A 17186-nucleotide genomic window follows, 5' to 3' on the forward strand; every position below is an offset into this window, starting at 1 on the left:
GAGGGCCGGGGTTCGGGGCAGAGCCCCGAGGTCTTCAAGACTTGGTCGTCCGAAGCGTGGCCGGCCGGCCCGGCCGATGCCGGCCGGAGGTCGCCAGCAGGCCGGGGCCGGGCCGGCGCGGCCCGCTTTGCGGGCCGCCTTGACGTGTACGCGGGCTTGTTCGGTGACGACCTGGACGCGGTCGCCAAGCGGCTGGACGAAGCAGTCGCGGCGCGGGATGCGGACTATTTGCGGACTGGCACGGCCGTCGGCGAGGTTGTCGATCTCGCAAAACGGCGAAGCCCAGGTCGTTGACCTGGGCTTCTGTACCGAGCCGCCTGACGGAATCGAACCGTCGACCTACGCATTACGAGTTCGTCGGGGACGGTGGTCGTCAAGGTCCTGGTCCTGGTCTAGCCGCCGATGCAGTCCGTCTGTGTCCGCTGCGGTTCATCGCCTTGGCTGCTCGGTTGGCTGCTTGTTCATTCCTCCCCCGGACATCGGGGGCAGCGAACCTCCCGTCGGCGCCCCTAGCGCTAGAGCTGCCACAACGCGACGGAACACCCGCACTCGTCGCCTGGTGTCACCGCTCGGCTTGATGCGGCCTCGCCGAACCACCACCTGCACAGCCGCCTCAAAGGCCCGCTCCTTACCGAGGTACTGGCCGAAGTCGTCGTACGTCAACAGCTCAGCCGCCCGGGCCGACAGACGTTGGTACTCGCGGATCAGTCCGAGGGCTTGCTCGCGCAGCTCTTCACATCCCGGCGTCATGAAGAAGCGGGTTGACGCCTCGTAGCGATCGGCCGACAGCGGGTCGGAAGCAGTTAGGAGGCCGCGCTGGCCGTCCTTCAGCTGTCCCACGTGTCGTCCGTATTGCACCGCAAGGCCTATCGCCGCGTCGGCCAAGTCGCGAACCCCTTGACGCCGCTCTTCCACGCGCCTACGGACAACGTCGCCAACCAGCACCAAGAAGCCGCCGACCACCGCACCGAACAACCCAGCGAGCGCCTCCATGGAGTCATGGTTGCCGGAAGGCGCAAGCTCCTCGACGTCGTGGCTCTGGATCGGCCCGCTAACCGTCCTAGCCCTGCTCACCTCGACGCGCGCCGGCGGGATGCCAGGCAGGTACTCCTCCACTGGCGTCCGTTGCGATTGTCACCCAGTGAGTCACTCAGTTGAAGCGGGACTTGGAGCGACGATCGGCTCACCAGCGGGAAAGTTTCGACACCTGCTCACACGGCGTCCGAGGTTCGCACGGCTGGTCACTGGTCGACAACGTTTGACAGTGTCTTGTGCCCCCTGTGTGCCCCACAGACCCATGCCTCTCCGCCGTCAGGCAGAGGAAGCCCGATTACCGGCGCTCACTGGCGTCTGTCTCCTCCCACAGCGCCTCGGTGTCAATCGGCTGCTCGCTGTCAGGGACGGCGTTAAGGGCAGGGTCCACAGACGGGTCGGCAAACCACCGCCGTGACGACCGAGGCACCAGTAGCAATAGGGCGATGACCAGGGCTGCCACCATGTTGACTGCCCGCATCCAGCCGATGCCGGCGTGCTCAAGAAGGCCGAATATCAGGTTGCCGGCCATCGCCAGGACCACGACGCCCTGGGCCAACGGGTTGCCCCGCCACAGGCCGTAGACCAACCCCGCTGCAATCGCTGTGGCGATCAGGCTGGCAGTGACGCTAGCGGCGTCGGTCCAAGGACCATGAGCGATGACGGTGGCGTAGCCCACGATCAGGATCGCCAGCGCCGCCAATACCGGCCGCGGCGGGCGGCGCTTCATCAGCTGGATCACCGGCGCATCGTACGGCGCAACCTGCCCAGAGCTGTCCGCAGCGCGACTGGCCCGCTGTTCGCGACGGTCCGTGTCAGGGACGACCCTGGCGAGGCTGAGGCTTGAACCCCTGAATCCCTCTGACCGGGCGTCGGCCATATTCAATCGGACGGATCGACGTGCTGACCTGGGCCGCGTCTGGCGTTGCCTTGGTGGTCCGGGCCACGTGGCGCTCGAGCCGCCGGACGTGGCGCGCACGGCGGCGTACCCGGAGAGAGTTTCGTTCCCGGACCGGTGGCAGGAGTGGCGGCAATTGCCCTCGTCCGAGTCGGATGAGGAACTGCGGGAGCGCCTGGCTCAGTACCACGAGGACCTTCGTGCCTTCTACGCCAGGTCCGCGGAGCGGGGCTGGGCGGTGGTCAAGCACTTCTCGTTCTGACCCGCTCGGGGTTCCCAGGTCGACGGCCGGAACCGCGAGGGATCGCGCAGGTAGGACGACTCCTTGACCCCCAGGCAACCAACACAACCGCCGGACCTGCTCCCCCACGACAAATGAGCCGCGAGAAGCGTCTCCGGCGTCCACGTTTGTCCGCCGACGTCGGTCCCGGTCGTCACTCAGTTAGAACTCCTAACTCTTTGAGTGTTGGAGTCGGCGCCAGCAGATGATGGCGCAGGCGAGGGTGAGGAAGGCTTCGTGGATGTCGTCGCGGATTTCCCAGCGGATGCGGAGGCGGCGGAACCAGTGCAGCAGGGCGATGGTCTGCTCGACGACCCACCGTCGGGCGCCGAGGCCGGAGCCGTGGTCGGTGCCGCGTCGGGCGATGAGCGGGGTGATGCCCTTGGCGCGCAACTCGCGGCGGTAGCAGTCGTAGTCGTAGCCGCGGTCGGCGTAGATCCGCTGCGGTCGCTGCCGCGGGCGGCCTCGGATGCCCTTGATCCGAGGGACCTTGTCGACCAGGGGCATGAGCTGGGTGACGTCGTGGCGGTTGCCGCCGGTCAGGCTGACGGCGAGGGGGATGCCGCCCGCGTCGGTGATGACGTGGTGTTTCGAGCCTGGCTTGCGGCGGTCGACCGGGCTCGGACCGGTTTTGGGCCGCCCTTGAGCGCCCGGACGTGGGAGCCGTCGATCACCGCCCGGGACATGTCCAACTGCCCGGCGGCCCGGAGTCTGCCGAGCAGCACTTCGTGCAGTCGTTGCCACACTCCGGCGTCGTTCCAGTCCCGCAGCCGGCGCCAGCAGGTCATCCCCGACCCGAAGCCCAGCTCCTGCGGCAGGTACTCCCACGGGATCGCGGTGTAGAGCACGAACAGAATCCCCCACAACACCTTGCGGTCATCCAGCGGCTTGCGGCCCGGGTAGCGGTGCCGGCGTGCAGGTCGGGGTGGCAGCAGCGGCACGATCTCGGCCCACAGGTCGTCCGAGACGATCCACGGCGGCTGCTCACCCCTCCTCACGTTCAGACAGAACGATCCTCACGTCCCGAGGACACGCCCAACATCATTTTGTTAGGAGCTCTTAGTCACCCAGTCCCACCGGGACCTCGTAGTCGCCGCGCAGGCCGAAGACTTCGCCGAACTGAGGATCGTAGATGACCAGACCGTGCCGCTCCGCCAGATCCAGGACGACGTCGACCGCCGCGTTGCCCCGTGGTGAGTAGCTGATGTTCATGCTCACGTGGTCGATGCCGACAGCGAGAGGTGCTGACATCCAGGGCGACTCCAGGTCGTACGGCGGATGATCCGGTAAGCGCGCACGGAGTTCCTCGTAGAAGGAGACGATCCGCTGGTCAAGTTCACCGTCTCGGTGTTCCATGCCGGTGCAGTGATCGGCCATCTGCCGCACGACATCTGCCGTCGCGGAAGGCTCGACCGCCAGGACCACAAGATCGAAACTCACCGCTACAAAGCTCCCTGACCAGAAGCGACTCCGTCGACCTCTACCCCACCGTCAGTTTGGAAGGTGCCTTGATTGCCAGGCAGATCGTCTTGAACCTGCTGGTGATAAGGCTCGTCGTCCATCCGAGCGAGTGAGAGTCCGAGCGGGAAGATCCGTTGCTGACCCCTGTTGACCCGGCTGTCGGGCACGCAACGGGCACGCCCCAGCTCTGGGAGACTGTGCACGTCTCTTCCCAGGAAGGAGCCGTGGAGTGGGCCGCATGGCCGATTGAAGCCCGATCCCAGTGCAGTGCGAGGGGACGGTGCTGCTACATGAGGACGATACCGGCACGTGCGCGGAGCCGGATTGTCCCGGGACCGGGCAGCGCCACCGTGGCCTGATCGACGTATGCCGTCTCGATGACTGCATCCATTGCCCGTCGGGGCCGGCTTGGAGTGACAACCTCTGATGCTCGCCATCGCTCCGGGGGCAAGTCGGCCGACGTCTTCGGTGTGAAGGAATGATCGGCCGTCGATGAGCTGGGCTGAACTGCCGGAACGGTCCACCATCGTCCGTGGGCGTCCGGCGTCGGCCGCTTCGGTCGTCACCCAACTAGTCACCCACCTGCTCGGCACCCGAGCCATCCGAATCTCTCGCCAGGCGGTCGAGGAGGTGCCGCGCTCCATCATCTCCGGAACGCGCTCGCTGTCGCAGATCCTCCAACCGGCCTTCCTCGTAGAGCAGCCGGTTTAGCCGCCTGCGCGCGTGCACATCACGTTGGCCGAGAGTTGCCAACTCGACATGACGGCCGGCACGAGCAAGCAGGTCCATGTGCCACAGGTGCGCGTTATGGAGCTCGTGGTCGGTGCTGTAACACTCCGCAACGGCACCAACCACCGCTATTGCTTGGTCCCAGTCGCCCCGTTCCTCAGCGACGCGCGCAGTCTCAGACCAGTGAGGCACAGACATTATCGTAGGTCCCGCTTGCCATCAGCTTGGGAATCGCATGGATCTCGGGGTCAGGCAGATGGATGCTGCGGTGGTAGCCAGCGCTTCACTGCGTGTCGGCTACGTTTCGCGCCCTCTCCGCAGACGTCGACCTCTGAGGGAGGTCGGCACAGGACACGGACGCGTGCCTCGATCCAGCCGGTGTGTATGCCGCAAAAGCCGGTGAACTGACTCGGCCCGCCGACGTGCAGCAGGTCGTCGCCGAGGGTGTAGATGTCCACGCGGGGAGAGCCCGGCAGTCCGACCAGGCCGGGCGGCAGACGCACCAGCGTCTGCGACAGCATGATTGGTGACGCAGCCGCGCAGGACTGGCCTGAGTCGGGAAGCGGGTTGGTGCCGCGCTTTGTCGGCGGCAGATCCGAACACGTGATCTTGGCAAATCCGCACGGCGGCGGTGGCAACAGCCGTCACGGTGACATTCGGGGCGTGAATCAGGCCGGCACGGCGGATGACGCATGCGCGACGGCCGGCACCAGGATCACGCCAGAGGAGCGGAGCCAGTACCTGCCGGGCCAGCCGTGTAAGCCGCCCTGCTGACGCCGCTCGACTCTTACACAGTGTACGGGAGCCTGTTGGTTGGGTAGCCAACCTTCGCGTGCACCCAACCGTCGACCGCGACGATCTCGTTCGGAGAGAACGCCCTTCGCCGATCTTCTCCGCGTCCGGGCGCGGTTCCTGCAGCACCCGCGCCCCGACCGAATCCCAACGGCCCTGGACATATGCCTCCCGCTGGAATCTCGCCAGCTCCCCGAACGCGTCGGCCGGGCAACGGTCATGAACACTGATCACCGAGACAGCCCTGAGTCATTGATCCGCTTCGCTGGACAAAAGAATGATCAACGAAGGGCTGCTCCCATGATCAGCCGGGGTCACCAGCCAGCTGCCACAGGTTGAAGATCAAGCCAAGTCACTGTTGACGTACCGATGGGCGCCGCCGCGAGGTAACGCTTCGACCATCGTCAACGCGCTGGTCAGGCTCGCGCCGCCCCAGTCAGTCCGTGACATGATTGCGCCCATGGGAAAGCAGCAGGACGTCGGCGGGCCTGATCGTCACAGCGGGTCAGGTGCCACCGCCCACCGTGCGACCGGTGGGAGCGCCGACGCGCGGCTCGCCCTCGCGCAAGACCCCGCAACGCCACAGATGACCCTCATCGACTTGGCGTCCGACCCGTCGGCCGTGGTCCGTAAGGCGGTCGCGGCCCGGACCGACGCACCCGCGCAGGCACTGCGACCGCTGACCCGGGACCATGATCGTCAGGTCCGGGAGGCCGTAGCGAGAAACCCTTCGACCTCGGTCGCCAATCTCTTGCGTCTCGTCAAAGACGCCGACCGGTGGGTCCGCTGGGCGGTCGCCGGCAACCCGGCTTGCGACGAGTCGGTTCGCCGGGTGATGTCAGAGGCACCCGACAAGGAGCTTCGTGGCCTCCTCGCGGAGATGCGGGAGCTGGAGCCCGATCTGGCCGCCAGGCTGATCGACGACGTCTCACCCGAGGTACGGGAACGACTGGCCACCCACACCCACGACCCCGACGTGATCACCGCCCTGATGGCCGATCGCACCGCACGCGTACGCAAGGGGGTCGCCCGCAACCCGCGGACCACCGCCGAGCAGCGCAGCGCGCTTGCCCAGGACCCCGTAGTCGACGTCCGTGCCGCGCTGGTCCGCGCGGTCGAGCTGGACGAGGCGGATCTGGAACGCCTGGTTGACGACCGTTCGGTGCAGGTCCGACTGGCGATGGCAAAATCCGAGGTCATCCCGCCGCACATCCGGCGGGCCCTCGAGCGTGATCCCGACGATACGGTGGCCGGCGCGGCGCGGGATTTCCGCCCGGCGTCTGGCAACTCCCCGGTGGTACGGGCTCCACGCGTCGGTCACCGGCCCTCCGGGACCGGCCCAGGTCGACCGGGCGGCGCCGCGCGCTGAGGCCGGCGGCATGTCGGCCATGGCCCATACCGGGCGGGCACGTCCCGCCACGCAAACCTACCCTGGCCCGCCACCGGATTCGTCGATCAACTGCCGTCTCGTCCACTTCGGCAGACGACCCGTCAAGGCTCGTGGTTGAGTCACGGTTCACGTGTGGGTGGTCGATCAGGTGGATGACGCCAGCATGGCTGCGGCAGTTTCTGGGCCTCCGTGCAACTGACAGCCAGTCACGTAGGCGCCGAGTCGCTCAACAGCCGCCGGTACTGGACCCAATCGTGTCAGTGTGCCCGTGGACGGCGTACTGGTCTGCCTCGAATCGCACGCATACCGCAGCCTCGGAACCGAGCTTTCATCAAGCGACCTGCGCCTCATCACGGAAGCATTCACTCCGCTGGACTCCAGGCGTCCGTAGCCGCAGCAGCGCACACTGTTCTCGACACGACCGCACGCCGACTTGAATCCGCTTGCCGTGACGCTATGTATCGCGCTGTCGGCGGCAGATCAGGATGGGGGGCTTGGGCTTGCGACCAGGGAAGATCAAGGCCATGGGGCGCAGGTCTGCCAGGTGGGCATGGTCGAAAGTCAGCACGATTCACGGGGTCCGTGGTGGGGACGCCGTCGCGTGTGCTGGCGAAATCTACTCCTACAGGTACCGCTTCAACGCGCCATCCGACAGCTTCTACGAGCGCTGCGTCGGCTTGGCGTGGTGCTCGATCTGCCGCGAGTACTCCGGCGCCATGGTGTTCGTACCGCGGAACGAACGCCTCCCGGACCTCCTGGCCGATCTGCCAACGTTGGAGCGTGAGAGGCTGGCTCGCAGCGAGGTGAAGCTGCTTGATTAATTTGATCGCCTCGTCCGGCGGGGAATTTGGCCGACCCAGCCATGATCGATGGACGAACTAGCGGCGCACTCTCGGCACGAGCGCGCACCCCGCCCACCGATCAGTCTGCCGAAGCGCGTACGGATCGTGGTGATCGCCGGCGCGCGGCAGTACGACAGGCGGCAGATGCGGATGCGGCAGTGATCAAGGGTTGACAAGTCAAGCCAGCAGCGGCAACCTTGCAGCCGACCACGCGATCGGCGTGGGCACTCTGCATGAGGGAATGACGCCTGTGATCCGGGTAGGCCGAGCGGCCGCCTGAGTGTTGACCACGCGACGAATGGTCGTCGCGCGGCTCTATCACGGTTGAGCGGTCCAACGCTTCTTTCCGCGCACCGCAGTTTCTCTCATGCATCGAGGTTCACGTTGATCATGGATGTCCGCATCCAGCAGTCCGTCGTCGCCAACCTGTCCAACCGACCCGCGCCCGTAGAGGTGGGGCCGTTCGTGATCGGGATGGATCCGACAACGACCAGTCCCTACATCAACTACGCGACGCCGCGTCCCGGTACCGCCATCACCGCGGCCGATGTCACCGCCCTGGTCGCAGCCTTCCATGCGGCTGATCGCAAACCCCGCCTGGAGTACGTCACCAGCTGCTCCCCCGGCCTGGAGGCACTTCTGACCGCCGCCGGCTTCATCGTGGAGGCCCGGCACACCTACCTGCTCTGTGTGCCCGACACATTGAAGACACCACCCACGCTCGACCACCTCAGTCTGTACGAACCGGGCACCGATTCTCAGCGCGCCGCGCTGATCAGCGCGCAGAACGAAGCCTTCGGCGGCGACCCGGTGGCCTCCGAGGCTGACGTAGCTCGCCTCCGGCGCCAGCAGGGCGCCGGCGGCGTGGCCGTCATGGCCGTCACTGACGACGGCACCTGCGCAGGAGGTGGCGGGGCGGTCCCGCCCACCGGCGCGGTAAGCGAGGTCGCCGGCATCGCCGTTCGCAAGCCCTACCGCCGCCAGGGACTGGCGGGCGCGATCACCGCCGAAACAACCCGGCGGCTGTTCACCGCAGGCGCGGAAATCGCCTGGCTCGAGGCCTCCGGCGAGGAATCGTGGCGGATATACGAGCGCGCCGGCTACCGTTCCGCCGGTCAACGGCTCCACATCGCCTTGAACTGAGGTCCGACACAGAACCCGGGCTGAGGTCCACCGACCACGGCCCGGGGCACCTCTGCGGTCCACCACGGAACACCCGCGCGGCACCGCCGTACCGCGACCGGCTCCGCCGGCACGGAACACCACCAGGGCCGCTTCACCGTCGCCCGGGAGGGGCGGGTCCACCGCCAGGGCGGCTCCTGACCAGCACGCACCGGGTGCGGTCGTCCGGCGGAACCGGACGGCCGCACCGAGCGCGGGGGCTGTTACGGGGTGGCGCAGATGGCGTACGCCGTGTTGTCCCAGTTGCCGGCGAACGCGTCCTCCTCGAACCCGCCCGCGGTGACGGACGTCGGGGCGGTGGCGGCACCGCCGCTGGGGCGGAAGTCGTCCACGACGACCTCACCGGTCGCCCCGTTCAGCTCGAAACCCGCGCCGGTCAGCACTTTGCCCCCGGGGCAGGTCGTGGTGACGCTGCGGAAGTCGGCCGAGCTGTTGGCGCTCACCGCGGAGGCCCGGACCAGGCCCGGCAGAGCACTGGCGCAGATGGCGTACGCGGTGACGTCCCAGTTCCGGGTGGTGGCGTCCGTCTCGAAGGCGCCCACGTTGACGGAGGTCGGCGCGGTGGTGGAGCCGCCGTTGGGCCGGAGGTCGTCCACGACGGCCTCACCGGTCGCCCCGTTCAGCTCGAAGCCCGTACCGGTCAGTACCTTGCCGGCCGGGCAGGCCGCGGTGATGGTGCGGAAGTTGTTCGAACTGTTGGTGCTCACCGCCGCGACGCGGACCAGGCCGGCCACCGGGTTGGCGCAGATCGCGAACGCGCTCACCGACCAGTCGCCGGCGAAGGCGTCCGCCTCGAACGCGCCGACGGTGACGGCCGTCGGCGCCGTGCCCGGGCCGCCATTGGGGCGCAGGTCGTCGACGACCGCCTCCCCGGCCGCCCCGTTCAGCTGGTACCCGGTGCCGGTCAGCACCTTGCCGACCGGGCAGGTCGCGGTGACGGTGCGGACGTCGTTAGAGTTGAGGGCGCTGGTCGCGGAGATCCGCACCAGGCCGGGGACCGCGGCGGAGGCCGGGCTCGCCGGGGCGGCCACCGCGGCGGTCACGGCGAGGCCGAGCACGACTACGGACGCTCGCGCGCCGAACCGCCGGGCTTCCTTCTGATCACGCATGTGTTCTCCCGTCTGAGGCCTCGGAGGCGGCGCCCGTGGGCTGTCCGGTTCGGAGGAACCGCTGCCGGCACCGGGGCCGGTGGTGATGACGGGTTGACGGTAGGTAGTGGCGCGCCGCGCTGTTATCCGCAAGCTGACTACGTCACGTAATCGACCGACGACGGAGGATCCCGGCGGCGCCCCGCGCCGACCTCGTGAACTTCCAGCCGCGCCGGGCATCCCCGGACCGTACCGATGCGAATGCCTCGACCGATCCGTCGGTGCGCGGATGTCCGGCGTCACGCCGTGTCAGCGCCCGTAGGTGGTCACCGTCTTGGGCCGGGAGTACTGGTAGTACAGCAGGCCGTAGACCGGCAGCCAGCACCCGCAGGTGAACACGGAGAGCGCGATGTGGGCCACCGAGCCCGCCGACGTGGAGATCCGCGAACTGGCGGTGGAGTACCTGGCAGCTCAAGCAGGTCGCCCCGAACGTTCTCGCCGGCCGAAAAGTCGAGCGGTGCCATCAGGTACACCGGAACGGCGATCCACAGCGGCAGGAACAGGCACGGGAGCCATCGGAGCGCGCGGGCCGCTCGGGCCGTGTCGCGGGCGGCCGCCGCAACCGACAGGGCTCGCAGGCGGGAACGCACCTGCGGGTCGGCGAAGACCGCGCTGCCGGCCAGACTCTGGATCCGCCGCCAGCGCGCCTGCCGGGCGCGCGCGTCGTGCAGCACCTCGAACCAACGGCCTTGCCCGGCTGTCGATCCCCGGTTCCGGCGACCTCCACGAGGCGCGTGTTGTTACGTCTTGCGCCTGATCAACGATTCATAGATGAAGCGTTGTCGCATCCCGAGGAGCGCCGCATGTCGATCATCCGGTTACTCGCCAGCACCGCGGTGGCCGCCGCCCTGGTGGCTGTCGCCCCTACGTCCGCTCAGGCGGCTGCCAACGACCCGTTGTACGACAAGCAGTGGGGCCTGCGGCAGATCCACGCCGAACAGGCCTGGGCGACCAGCACGGGAGCCGGGGTGGTGATCGCGGTTGTGGACACCGGCGTCGACCTCCGCCACCCGGACCTGGCGTCCAAGCTCGTGCCCGGGGCGACTTTCATCGATTGCGGTGCGACTTCCTGCGGCAACGGCGACTGGCGGGGCCCCAACGGCAAGCCTGACGCCGGTGACGAGCACGGCACCCACGTTGCGGGCATCGCGGCTGCGGCCACCGGCAACGGCGTCGGCGTCGCGGGGGCCGCCCCCGACGCGAAGATCATGCCGATCAAGGTGCTGGAGGCGGGCAGTGGCAGCTTCGCCGACATCGCCGCGGGCATCCGCTACGCCGCCGACCACGGCGCGAAGGTGATCAACCTCAGCCTCGGCGCGCTGCCGGGTGCCCAGGCCCTCACCCTCACCGGCGTTGAGTCCGCCGCGACCGAGGCGATCGCGTACGCGCAGGCGAAGGGTGTCGCCGTCATCGCCGCCGCCGGCAACGAGACGGCACCGCTCTGCGGCACCCCAGCGTGGGAATCCGGTGCCCTCTGCGTCGCCGCCACCGACCGGAACGAGGTGAAGGCGTGGTACTCCAACCTGGGCGTGAAAGCTGACCTGAAGGCGGTCGCCGCCCCCGGCGGCGCTGGCCTCGTCAACTGCAACGACGACGTGTGGTCCAGCGTCCCGGTAGGCGCCGGCTCAGCCGGCTGCGGACAGGGCGACTACGACGCCTACGCCGGCACGTCCATGGCCACGCCCTACGTATCGGGAGTCGCGGCCCTGCTCTTCGCCCAGCAGCGCAGCCTTGAAAATGTGTACTCGACGCTGATGGGCACGGCCCGCACCCCGGTCCTCGGACTTCGCGGTATCTACACGCCGACGTACGGCTGGGGCATCGTCGACGCCCAAGCCGCCGTGGCCGCACCCCGCACCTGACGCCGACCGGAACGTCCCGGCTGAGGATCTGCCGTAACAGCACCCCGACCACCGACGCCTGTTCGTTCGGAGGTCGGGGTGCGCGACCTCCTCTTCTGGGAAGCCGTGCCCGGCGGCCGACCTGTGGGAAGACAGGCCCGCGGGACGGTTTCGACGACGAGGACCAAGGGCGTGCCCCATCCCCCGGGTGCCCGATCCTCCATGTCACCCGGCCGGCGTCAAGGGCGCTGCGCGTCGGCACGCCGATGGTTGCTCCCAGCCCGCTTCCTCATCAGTCATCGCTGGGCATATGGCGGGCGCCAACGCGAGCCCCATCGGCCGCTGAGGTCCTCGATCCCGCCTCGCCCGCGCGCTCGTCAACGAGCATCGTCAGCGCCGGTCGGCTGGTGCAAGGGCGATCCCGCCGGATAGGGGCGGTTCCCCAGAAGACGGCAGCCTCGGCGAACGCGCGACTCGCTGGCGCGACCGGTCACAGCTGTTCGACGACCTGCCGCAGTTCCCGGTTGAGTGTCCAGCCGTGCGTGTCGAGCAGCCCGCGCAGCTCGGCCAGCGCGGAGCGTGCCGGTATGCCGGTGGTCAGGGTCGTGTAGCGGGCGGCGACCGCTGGCGTGCGGCTTTGACCGGCGGCGCAGTGCAGCAGCACGACATGGCCTTCCTCGCGCAACTCGAGCATCATCCGAGCGGCCTGATCGACGACGAAGTGCGGCTGCGCATTGGTGCCGGGCTGGTCGACCAGCCACACCGACACCCGGTTGCCGTCAGCCACATCGTCGAAGTCGTCGCAGCCAACCCGGCACAGGGAGACCACCGCGCTGGCGCCCGCCGCGGCCGCGTCGGTGTGAAGGTTGCCGAGGATCACCCCGGGGTCGCGCGGATGCGTCAACATCAACGGCGCAACTGCAGGTCGTGGCGCGCGGGCGCAGCCCGGCCAACCGCCCTGGCCGGTCTGGCCGCCTTGGGCCGTCAACACGGCCAGGCGGATCAGATCCGCCGCGCGCCGCGCTGGCCAACCATGCACGACGCGCTGCCAGGCCAGGGGCACCGCGGAGGAGCCCCACCGGGCGCCGAGCAGGGCTCCGGCGATCGCCGCGACGGTGTCGGTGTCGTCGCCGACACGAACCGCTGCCGTCAGAGCGCGTTCGAGATGCTGGCAGGGAAAACTGCCCTGGCGTGGGTTGTGGTCCGGAACGTCGGTGTGGGTGATTGCCGACCAGGCGGCCTGCAACGCGGCGACAACGAAACCGTTGGGACGGAACTGCTCCGGCGGCTTGGATTCCGCCTCGGCCAACCAGCCCGACCATCGGTCACGGCGCTCTGCAGGCAGCAGGTCCAGACCCTCGCGTACCCCGTCGAAGGTCCCGTCGAGAACCGCCCGGCGGATCCCCGCGCACCACAGCACACACGCATCCCCGGCCAGGGGGTCGTGATGGGTCAACTCACTGACCGCGCGGGCGGCCTCGGCGAGCGCCTCCGGATCGCCGAGATAAGCCAACGCCACCGGCGCCGTGCGCATCAGAGACCCGTTCCCCGCGCTACGGCCAGTTCGCCGGTGCAGGTCCGCGGCTGCGTCTCGCATCGCCGCGGCAATGCCCGCTCCGCTCAGGTGGGAGACCGCGTCGAGGACCTGCCGTGTCTGCGCCCCGATATCGCTGGCGCCCTGCCATTTCCACCGGAGAAAGTTGCCGGCGATGCGGTCGAGGGCGTCGCTGCTGCGCAGATCCGCCCCGGTGGCGGACACCTCCGCGATGCACATGGCCATCTGGGTGTCGTCGCTGTACTCACCGGGCGCGTACGGGCCAAGCCCACCCCCGCGCATCTCGGGCTGCTCGCCGACCGCAAGCGGCGGTTGAAACTCGTACGGCACGCCCAACGCGTCACCGCACGCCGCCCCGAGGAGAACACCCGCAGCCCGGTCGCTCTGGATCGCGTTCAACGGCATAGTCGCTGCCATCAACTCCCCCACCGTCGCCAACTCCCCCGCCCTCATCGGCCCGGGCCAGCCCGGCGACCGTACTGCGACAGCGCGGCTGAGGCATCCTCACCCCGGTCGGGTTGCCGCCCGCCGAACCGGCACTGCCGCAGCCGTCACGCCCATGCCGAGCGGCCTGTCAGGCGCCGAGGCTCCGCGGCGACCATCGGAATGTCGCACCGTGATGATTCACTACCGTCCCGACGCAAGCCCTGCTCACGTACCCGTGTCGTGCCACCAAGGAGACATCATGCACATCTCCGCACATCTGGATGTCGACGTGCTGGCGCTCGAGACCGACGACCAACTGTCCGTGCTCGTCGAACTGACCGCACCCACGGCGTCGGCCCGCGACGCGGCCCGCCCGGCGTCCACGCTGCAGGTGGTGCTCGACCGTAGCGGCTCGATGGCCCGTGGCCGCCTCGACGGCGCGAAGACCGCACTGCTCGGCCTGATTGACAAGCTGGAACCCGGCGACAACTTCGGGCTGGTCGCCTTCGATGACCGGGTCGAGGTAGCGGTCGCAGCCGGGCCCCTCGCCGACAAGCCGGCGGTGAAACGCGCAATCGCCAAGCTCGACGCGCGCGGCAGCACCGACCTGTCCGCCGGCTACCTGCGTGGCCTGCAGGAAGCCGCCCGTGTCGCCGGGCCGGCCGGAGCGACCGTGCTGCTCATCTCCGACGGGCACGCCAACGCCGGCGTCACCGACCCCGACACGTTAGGCGGCATCGCCGCCAAAGCCCACGCCGACAACATCACCACCTCGACCCTGGGTTACGGACTGGGCTACGACGAACGGCTCATGTCGGCGATCGCCCGCGGCGGGGCCGGCAACGAACACTTCGCCGAGGAAGCCGACACCGCTGGCGCGCTCATCGCCGGCGAGATCGACGGCCTGCTCTCCCAGGCCGTGCAGGCGGCGTCACTGCTGATCCAGCCCTCACCGCAGGTACGCGCGGTCCAGATCGTCAACGACCTGCCCGCGACTACCACCGGTGACGGGCTACTCGCGGAACTCGGCACCTTCTACGCCGACGAGACCCGCAAACTGCTGATTACCTTCGACATCCCCGCCATCGCCACCCTCGGCCTGGCCAAGGTCGCCACCTGCCAGTTCACCTGGGTCGAACTGCCCACCCTCGCCCAGCACACGCTCACCGTGCCCCTGCACGTCAACGTCGTCCCCGGTGACCAGGCCGCGGGACGGGTACCTGACCCGACCGTCCGCACCGAACTGGTCTACCTGCGGGTACAGCAGGCCAAACGACGGGCCTCCGGCCACCTCAGCGCCGGTACCCCCGACGCAGCGCTCGCCGAGATCCGTCACGCGCAGGACGCCCTCTCCGACGCCCTACCCGTAGCACCGGCCCACCTGCATGACGAACTGGCCGAAGAGGCCACCGCCCTGGCCTACCTCGCCGACCAGACCGAACACGGAATGATCGCCCGAGCAGCGAAATACTCCTCCATGGACGCCGCCTACAAATCGGCCAAGCGCGGCCGAACCCGCCCGCCGTCAAGCGAGCCGACCTGACCGCAGGCCAGCCACGCGTCGGCGTAGAGCTCACCACCGAAGGCAACCAATGTGGCTGCCACCGAGAGTGGGTCCACGATCCTTCGAGGCGGATGGATGTGGGTGAGCAGGCCGTGCACCGCGACTATCAAGCGACGGCCGCGATGGCTACGGCGTCGTCGCTGCGCCAGTCCGCGCGCCCCGCGTGGGCCACGGCGCGGACTGCGCCCGTGAGGCGCCGGCGGCGCGCACCAGGTCCCGCTACTGGCCAGCCCGCGCAAACCCCTTCCAAACCAGGCCGCCAGCCTGCGGAGGTCACAACCTGCGATCAACGACGACACACTCACCTCCAGGTCCGGGCCGTACGGAGGCCGACGCTAGACTGCCGCCGCTCATGATCCATCGTCCGCCGCATGCGTTAGCACCTGTTGGCGGGCACGGCACTTTCACAAGTGGCGGTGGACCAAGTTCAGAGCATCTGCTAACCGGCCGAGAGCCGGGAGTGACCCCAAAGCAGGGAGAACAGCATGGACAGCGAGCTCGTGTATGAGATTGCGCGCTACAGCCCCCGAGGCGAGGAAGAGCGTTTGCTCGAGCGGGCACAGGTGCTCCGGAGAGGGGAGATGCTGTGGCGACGCGGCGCCGACGGGCTGGAGGTTCCCTGTCCTGGCGGCGACGTAGCCGCACTCATCAGCGCCGACCCCACCCTCAGTGAGGTCCACCCGAACGAAGTCACACGGGTCCAGGCAAACCAGGAGTCGCTACGAAACCTGCCGCTGGCGCTTACTGCCCCGGGTGGCGGGGAAGCCGTTGATCGGAGCCTGTGGTCCGACGGCATGTGGGAGAAGCACATCGAAGAGGCCGAGAGCGCACAGGAGAGAGGGATGCACCGTGTGCTGTACGTCAACGGCGCTCGCTGGCCTGTCTTCTACACCTCGGAAGGTGAGCGGTTCCTGCCCGAGGACCCCGACTCGTGGGGGACGGAGCCGCTTCTATCCCCCAAGTGGGGCGAGTTGAGGTTCACCGAAACGGCCAGTAGGACCTCCGGCACCGATCGGACAACGATTGGGCTTGTTACGTCCGGTGTCGTGGCCTGCACCACCTCGTTCGACGAATCGGAGCCCGAGGACGTCAAGCTCGCGCGACGCGGTGACGACGCCGCAGCGTTCGTCGACTGGCTTCTGGACGGCTCCATGTCGGCAGAATTCTTTGACAGCCCGGTTGGGCAGGAACTGCTGGCGCAGCTGTTCGTCGAAGCGAGCGCAGAGGGTCACAACGGCGATGCCGTTCCGGGGAGCCGGCTCGTGGAGGTCGACCAGGAGAATCCGATCTTCGGTTGCTACGACAGCAGCGAGTGGACGCTGCAACTGGCGCTGGAACCGCCGATGGTGGATGCCATCCTCGAGGTGCTTGCCGACCGTAGCCCTCGAATCGCGGAGATCGTGGAGGCTGCGCGCAATCCCGAATCACCTGCCGGCCTCGGGAGGAAGGCCTGGCTGGAGCGGTGGGAGCAAGATCGCGAAGCGGCATAGGGCCAGACCCTGAAGAGTCACGTGGGGTGCTGCACCTCAGCCAGAGGGTAGGCGCGGGCGATGCGGGGGTGGGGGATGGTGTCGGCGCGGGCGTGCACGATGCGGCGGGTCAGGTCGGGTTGGTCGGAGTCGATGACCACGGTGTCCCAGTCAGTCCTGGCCGAGTAGCACGATCCGCCCGCCCGGGACGAGCACCCGGCGGGCTTCGATCAGGGTCACGCCCTCTGAGCACGGCTACTCAGGCGCGGTGCCGGCTGCGGTGTGAGGTGGTGGCATGCGTCGACTGTTGTTGCTGCTGATGTGCTCACCGATGCCGCGGCCTGCGCCGACCCGAACGCCCGGCCAGGCCGCCCGGACCGGTCGGCCGCGGAGTCAGCGCCCGCTTCGCTGCTTGCCGACGGCGGCGTCCCGTGGGCCGACCTAAAGATTACAGCGGAGGACCTCAACGGGCGCCCGGTCGCGCGGGTCCAGCGCATGGCCCCGAATGGCGCCAGAATGAGAGCAGAGGGCCGTGCGAGCCGGTGCAGGCTGAGCGCCACCGAAGCCGACCACACCA

Annotated in this window: 16 protein-coding genes; 8 read left to right on the top strand and 8 right to left on the bottom strand. The window is 68.5% G+C overall.

The window, feature by feature from the left end:
- Nucleotides 1–294: hypothetical protein (locus V6U88_RS29145; RefSeq protein WP_334458034.1), on the top strand; the 294-nt coding region annotated here is incomplete at its 5' end.
- Nucleotides 295–429: 135 nt separating this feature from the next.
- On the opposite strand, the gene V6U88_RS29150 is transcribed toward V6U88_RS29145, so the two are convergent.
- Entirely contained in the window at nt 430–1116 is a 687-nt protein-coding gene (locus tag V6U88_RS29150; RefSeq protein WP_334458036.1) for a hypothetical protein, read from the bottom strand.
- A gap of 214 nt (nt 1117–1330) precedes the next feature.
- Nucleotides 1331–1774 (bottom strand): hypothetical protein, encoded by a 444-nt coding sequence (locus V6U88_RS29155; protein WP_334458038.1) that lies wholly within the window; start codon nt 1772–1774, stop codon nt 1331–1333.
- 205 nt (nt 1775–1979) lie between these two features.
- On the opposite strand from V6U88_RS29155, the gene V6U88_RS29160 reads away from it, so the two are divergent.
- Nucleotides 1980–2192, top strand: a complete 213-nt coding sequence (locus tag V6U88_RS29160; protein WP_334458040.1) for a hypothetical protein — start codon at nt 1980–1982, stop codon at nt 2190–2192.
- Nucleotides 2193–2381: 189 nt separating this feature from the next.
- On the opposite strand, the gene V6U88_RS29165 is transcribed toward V6U88_RS29160, so the two are convergent.
- Both V6U88_RS29165 and V6U88_RS29170 read right to left on the bottom strand, forming a co-directional pair.
- Nucleotides 2382–3181 (bottom strand): IS5 family transposase gene (locus V6U88_RS29165; protein ID WP_334458091.1). Its coding sequence is split into 2 segments (ribosomal slippage): nt 2382–2845 and nt 2845–3181, totalling 801 coding nucleotides; the frame shifts between segments, so codons are not numbered across the junction.
- A gap of 88 nt (nt 3182–3269) precedes the next feature.
- Entirely contained in the window at nt 3270–3650 is a 381-nt protein-coding gene (locus tag V6U88_RS29170; RefSeq protein ID WP_334458042.1) for a hypothetical protein, read from the bottom strand.
- A gap of 513 nt (nt 3651–4163) precedes the next feature.
- On the opposite strand from V6U88_RS29170, the gene V6U88_RS29175 reads away from it, so the two are divergent.
- A complete protein-coding gene (locus V6U88_RS29175) occupies nt 4164–4382 on the top strand; it encodes a hypothetical protein (RefSeq protein WP_334458044.1) in 219 nt (72 codons plus the stop codon).
- A 266-nt stretch (nt 4383–4648) separates the two neighbouring features.
- Here the strand turns inward: V6U88_RS29175 and V6U88_RS29180 are convergent, their stop codons facing one another.
- The gene (locus V6U88_RS29180) at nt 4649–4921 is read right to left on the bottom strand and encodes a hypothetical protein (RefSeq protein WP_334458046.1); all 273 of its coding nucleotides are present in this window, start codon (nt 4919–4921) and stop codon (nt 4649–4651) included.
- Nucleotides 4922–5652: 731 nt separating this feature from the next.
- Here V6U88_RS29180 and V6U88_RS29185 point away from each other — a divergent pair.
- Together V6U88_RS29185 and V6U88_RS29190 are read left to right on the top strand one after the other, a co-directional pair.
- Nucleotides 5653–6561, top strand: coding sequence for a hypothetical protein (locus tag V6U88_RS29185; protein ID WP_334458049.1), 909 nt, complete (start codon nt 5653–5655; stop codon nt 6559–6561).
- A 1253-nt stretch (nt 6562–7814) separates the two neighbouring features.
- Nucleotides 7815–8567: a GNAT family N-acetyltransferase gene (locus V6U88_RS29190; RefSeq protein WP_334458051.1), complete on the top strand. Its 753-nt coding sequence runs from the start codon at nt 7815–7817 to the stop codon at nt 8565–8567.
- A 242-nt stretch (nt 8568–8809) separates the two neighbouring features.
- On the opposite strand, the gene V6U88_RS29195 is transcribed toward V6U88_RS29190, so the two are convergent.
- The gene (locus tag V6U88_RS29195) at nt 8810–9715 is read right to left on the bottom strand and encodes a hypothetical protein (RefSeq protein WP_334458054.1); all 906 of its coding nucleotides are present in this window, start codon (nt 9713–9715) and stop codon (nt 8810–8812) included.
- Between the two features lie 773 nt (nt 9716–10488).
- On the opposite strand from V6U88_RS29195, the gene V6U88_RS29200 reads away from it, so the two are divergent.
- A complete protein-coding gene (locus V6U88_RS29200) occupies nt 10489–11616 on the top strand; it encodes a S8 family peptidase (RefSeq protein WP_334458056.1) in 1128 nt (375 codons plus the stop codon).
- A gap of 469 nt (nt 11617–12085) precedes the next feature.
- Here the strand turns inward: V6U88_RS29200 and V6U88_RS29205 are convergent, their stop codons facing one another.
- Nucleotides 12086–13555, bottom strand: a complete 1470-nt coding sequence (locus V6U88_RS29205; RefSeq protein ID WP_334458057.1) for an ADP-ribosylglycohydrolase family protein — start codon at nt 13553–13555, stop codon at nt 12086–12088.
- A gap of 280 nt (nt 13556–13835) precedes the next feature.
- On the opposite strand from V6U88_RS29205, the gene V6U88_RS29210 reads away from it, so the two are divergent.
- Together V6U88_RS29210 and V6U88_RS29215 are read left to right on the top strand one after the other, a co-directional pair.
- Nucleotides 13836–15119, top strand: a complete 1284-nt coding sequence (locus V6U88_RS29210) for a vWA domain-containing protein (protein WP_334458058.1) — start codon at nt 13836–13838, stop codon at nt 15117–15119.
- A 506-nt stretch (nt 15120–15625) separates the two neighbouring features.
- Nucleotides 15626–16630 (top strand): hypothetical protein, encoded by a 1005-nt coding sequence (locus V6U88_RS29215; RefSeq protein WP_334458059.1) that lies wholly within the window; start codon nt 15626–15628, stop codon nt 16628–16630.
- Between the two features lie 17 nt (nt 16631–16647).
- Here the strand turns inward: V6U88_RS29215 and V6U88_RS29220 are convergent, their stop codons facing one another.
- A complete protein-coding gene (locus tag V6U88_RS29220) occupies nt 16648–16770 on the bottom strand; it encodes a hypothetical protein (RefSeq protein ID WP_334458060.1) in 123 nt (40 codons plus the stop codon).
- Nucleotides 16771–17186: the final 416 nt, after the last annotated feature.

The organism is Micromonospora sp. CPCC 205739, from assembly GCF_036906795.1.
Lineage (GTDB): Bacteria > Actinomycetota > Actinomycetes > Mycobacteriales > Micromonosporaceae > Micromonospora.

Coding starts and splice junctions, on each gene's coding strand:
- V6U88_RS29175 (WP_334458044.1), top strand. CDS start 4,164: ATGAGCTGGGCTGAACTGCCGGAACGGTCCACCATCGTCCGTGGGCGT.
- V6U88_RS29180 (WP_334458046.1), bottom strand. CDS start 4,921: ATGCTGTCGCAGACGCTGGTGCGTCTGCCGCCCGGCCTGGTCGGACTG.
- V6U88_RS29185 (WP_334458049.1), top strand. CDS start 5,653: ATGGGAAAGCAGCAGGACGTCGGCGGGCCTGATCGTCACAGCGGGTCA.
- V6U88_RS29190 (WP_334458051.1), top strand. CDS start 7,815: ATGGATGTCCGCATCCAGCAGTCCGTCGTCGCCAACCTGTCCAACCGA.
- V6U88_RS29195 (WP_334458054.1), bottom strand. CDS start 9,715: ATGCGTGATCAGAAGGAAGCCCGGCGGTTCGGCGCGCGAGCGTCCGTA.
- V6U88_RS29205 (WP_334458057.1), bottom strand. CDS start 13,555: ATGCCGTTGAACGCGATCCAGAGCGACCGGGCTGCGGGTGTTCTCCTC.
- V6U88_RS29210 (WP_334458058.1), top strand. CDS start 13,836: ATGCACATCTCCGCACATCTGGATGTCGACGTGCTGGCGCTCGAGACC.
- V6U88_RS29215 (WP_334458059.1), top strand. CDS start 15,626: ATGGACAGCGAGCTCGTGTATGAGATTGCGCGCTACAGCCCCCGAGGC.